The organism is Spongiactinospora gelatinilytica, from assembly GCF_003236385.1.
Classification (GTDB): domain Bacteria; phylum Actinomycetota; class Actinomycetes; order Streptosporangiales; family Streptosporangiaceae; genus Spongiactinospora; species Spongiactinospora gelatinilytica.
The window spans coordinates 1-4,283 of the sequence record NZ_POUA01000517.1 but is presented as its reverse complement, the minus strand read 5'-3'; the positions used below and the strand labels follow the sequence as shown (position 1 = coordinate 4,283).

1 protein-coding gene is annotated in these 4,283 nt (G+C 72.7%); it reads right to left on the bottom strand.

Features of this window, described 5'->3' with window-relative positions; translation table 11 throughout:
- On the bottom strand, positions 1-4,265 hold a 4,265-nt coding region (locus C1I98_RS36045; protein ID WP_233508478.1), incomplete at its 3' end, for a type I polyketide synthase.
- Between the last annotated feature and the right edge of the window lie 18 nt (positions 4,266-4,283).

Below are 4,283 nucleotides of genomic sequence, written 5' to 3'. Positions count from 1 at the left end.
GACTTGCTGCGCCCATCGGGGGCAAGCCCGCGCTGCCGGGAGAACTCCACGAACGAATCCGGTGTCGCCATCACCGTCACCCCGCCGACGAGTGCCAGCGAGCACTCCCCCTGCCGCAGCGACTGCGCCGCCCAGTGCAGCGCCACCAGCGACGACGAGCACGCCGTGTCCACCGACACCGCCGGACCCTCCAGCCCGAAGGTGTAGGACACCCGGCCCGACACCACGCTGCCGCTGCTGCTGGATTCGGCGTAGTCGTGGTACATCACCCCGGCGAAGACCCCGGTCCGGCTGCCGCGCAGCCCCTGCGGGTCGATCCCGGCCCGCTCCAACGCCTCCCACGAGACCTCCAGCAGCAACCGCTGCTGCGGGTCCATCGCCAGCGCCTCACGCGGACTGATCCCGAAGAACCCCGGATCGAACTCCGCCGCGTCGTACAGGAACCCGCCGTCACGCACATACGAGCGACCAGGCCGTCCCGGCTCCGGGTCGTAGACGCCGTCGGTGTCCCATCCGCGATCGGTCGGGAACCCGGAGATCGCGTCCACCTGATCCGCGACCAGCCGCCATAGTTGCTCGGGCGAGTCGGCCGCGCCCGGGTACCGGCAGGACATGCCCACGATCACGATCGGATCGTCATCAACGGCCACAGTCGCGACCTGTACCGGAACCGCCACCTCCTCGGTCCCCACGACCTCATCCAGCAGGTACTCCGCCAACGCGCCCGGCGACGGGTAGTCGAACACCAGCGTCGCGGGAAGCCGCAACCCGGTCACCGAGCCCAGCCCGTTACGAAGTTCCACCGCCGTCAGCGAATCGAACCCGAGATCCGAGAACGCCCGCTCCGCCTCCACCGCCTCCGCCGATCCGTGCCCCAGCACCGAGGCCACCTGGGCCCGGACCAGGTCCACCACGACGCGCTCCCGCTCGGCCTCGGTCAGCCCGGCCAGCCGCGCGCCCAGCCCGTCCGGCGTGGTCTCGGCGACCCGCTGCCGCTTGACCTGCACCAGGCCGCGCAGCAGAGCCGGGGCGGACTCCCCGGCGGCGGCCAGGGCCGCGAAGTCCAGCTTGACCGGCACCAGCGCCGGGGCGTCCACCCCGAGCGCCGCGTCCAGCAGGCCCAGCCCGTCCGCCGCGGTCAGCGCGAGCACGCCGCCGCGCCCGACCCGCGACCGGTCCACGTCGGCCAGTGCGCCGCCCATGCCGCCGGCCTGCTCCCACAGGCCCCAGGCCAGCGACAGCGCGGCCTGCCCCTGGCCCCGCCGGTGCTGCGCCAGCGCGTCGAGGAACGCGTTGCCCGCCGCGTAGTTCGCCTGCCCGGCCGCGCCCAGCACCCCGGACAGCGACGAGAACAGCACGAACGCCGACACGTCCGGCAACAGCTCGTGCAGATGCCAGGCCGCGTCCACCTTGGGCCGGAGAACAGTGGCCATCCGGTCCGGCGTCATGGACTCGATCACGCCGTCGTCCAGTACCCCGGCCGCGTGGACGACCGCGCCCGGCTCACGGCCCGCGAGCAGCCCGGCCACCGCGTCGCGGTCGGCGATGTCACAGGCGGCGATCTCGACCTCCGCACCGAGGGCGGTGAGGTCGTCGCACAGCTCGGCCGCGCCGGGCGCGTCCAGGCCGCGCCGGCCGACGAGCAGCAGTTCGCGCACGTTGTGCTTGGTCACCAGGTGGCGGGCCACCAGTGCGCCCAGGCCGCCGGTGCCGCCGGTCACCAGGACCGGGCCGGACAGACGCGGCAACTCGCCGGTCGGCCGTACCCGGGTCAGGCGGGGTACGAAGACCTCGACGCCCCGGATCGCCAGCTCCGGCTCGTCACCGGCAGGCAGTACCGGTCCGTCCGTGTCCACCAGCACGAACCGGCCCGGATGCTCGGCCTGCGCCGACCGCAGCAGACCCCAGACCGCCGCACCCGCCAGATCCTCCACGACCTCGCCCGGCCGCGCCGCGACCGCGCCACGCGTCACGATCACCAGCCGCGAGTCACGGCACCGATCGTCGGCCAGCCATTGCCGTACCGTCTCCAGCACCCGGACCACCGCCGTGTGAACCGACTCCGGAAGCGGGCCGCCGTCCCGTTCGCACACCAGCGCCACCGTCTGCGGCACGCCTGCCTCGGTCAACGACGCCACGTCCGCATGGACCGGTGCGCCCCAAGGGGCTTCGTTGCCGTCCACTCCCAGTACCGCGCCGATGTGCGGCTGGGCCTGCGGGCGGGTGTCGAGCCGGGTCCAGTCCACCCGGAACAACGGCTCGGTCCGCGCCGCGGCCAGGTGCTCCTCGGTGACCGGGCGGATGACGATGGACCCCACCGACGCGGCCAGCGTTCCGGCGTCGTCGCTCAGGGTCAGAGCGAGCGCGTCCGGGCTCGTACGCGACTGCGCGATCCGCACCCGCAGGCTCCTCGCGCCGTCCGCGTGCAGCGTGACGTTCTCCCAGGCGAAGGGCAGCACCGGGCCGGGGGCACTGCGCCCGAGCAGGTCGGTGGCGTGCAGGGCCGCATCGAGCAGGGCCGGGTGCAGCCCGAACCTGGCCGGCTCGGCCTCCTCGGGCAAGGCCACCTCGGCGTACAGCTCGTCACCTCGCCGCCACACCGCCCGCAGCCCCTGGAACAGAGGGCCGTAGGACATGGAATCGGCGGCTAGTCGTGCGTAGAAGCCGTCCAGGGAGAGCGGTTCGGCTCCTGGCGGCGGCCACGCCGTGAGATCTTCGACGGCGGCCATGGTCGAGGCTTCGGCGAGCAGGCCCGTGGCGTGCAGCGTCCATGGGGTACCGGGCTCGGCGCACTCGGGGAGCGAATGGAACTCGATGGGCCGGCGGCCTTGCTCATCGGCGGCATCGACCGATATCCGCAGCGCGATCCCGCCCTGCTCGGGGATCACCAGGGGTGCGTGCAGGGTCAGTTCTTCGACCGTGCGGCAGTCGGTCTGGTCGGCGGCTTGGAGGGCGAGTTCGACGAGTGCGGTGCCGGGGAGGATGACCTGGCCGAGTACGGTGTGGTCGGCCAGCCAGGGCTGGTCGCTGACGGACAGGCGGCCGGTCAGGACGACGCCGCCGGTGCCGGGCAGCGTGACGACCGCGCCGAGCAGGGGATGATCGGCGGGGCTTTGGCCCACGCGGGTCACATCGCCGGCATCGTGCGCGGACTCCAGCCAGAAGCGTTCGTGCTGGAAGGCATAGGTCGGCAGGTCCACCCGGTGGCCCCGGCCCGTGAGGATCGTCTTCCAGTCCACGGCCAGCCCAGAAGCCCAGGCCCGGCCCAGGCCGGACCACAGGGCCTCGACCTCGGGGCGGTCCTTGCGCAGCAGCGGCACGAACAGCCGCTCCTCGTTCAGAGCGGTCAGCACACCATCGGGGCCGATCTCCACGAACCGGGTCACACCATCGGCGGCCATCGCCGCCACGCCCTCCTCGAAGCGGACCGTCCGGCGGACATGCCCGACCCAGTACTCCGGCGAGCACACCTCCGCCCCGGCCCAGGTACCCGACACGTTCGACACCAGCGGGATACGCGGGCTCGCATACGTCACCTTCGCGGCCGCCTCGGCGAAGCCCGCAAGCATCGGGTCCATCAGCCCGGAATGGAACGCGTGCGACACCCGCAACCACCGGGACCGCCACTCCACCCCGGCCGCGAACTCCTCCAAAACCTCCCGGGCCCCGGAGACCACCACCGCAGAAGGCCCGTTCACCGCGGCGATCGACAGATCAAGCCCTGCCACGGCCTCGGTGACGTCGGCTTCGGTGGCGGCGACCGCGAGCATCGCCCCACCCTCCGGCAGGGCCTGCATCAACCTGCCCCGGGCCGCGACCAGCGCCGCGCCGTCCTGAAGCGAGAACACCCCCGCCACATGCGCTGCGGCCAGCTCACCGATCGAGTGACCCATCACCGCATCCGGCACCACACCCCACGACTCCACCAGCCGATACAACCCGACCTGCAGGGCGAACAGCCCGCACTGGGCGTACGCCGTCTGCTCCAGAGCAGCGGCGTCGGTGCCCCACATCACCTCACGCAGCGGACGGTCCAACACCTGATCGACGACCGCGCAGACCTCGTCCACCACCCCGGCGAACACCGGGAAGCTCTCGTACAGCTCACGGCCCATGCCAAGACGCTGGGAGCCCTGACCCGAGAACAAAAGACCGGTCCGCCCCGACACCGGCCCGGCTCCCGGGACCAGCCCGTCCAGCCCGGCCAGCAGCTCGTCCCGGTCCCCGGCCACGACGACCGACCTGTTCTCCAGCGCCGCCCGCATCGTGAGCGAGCGAGCCAC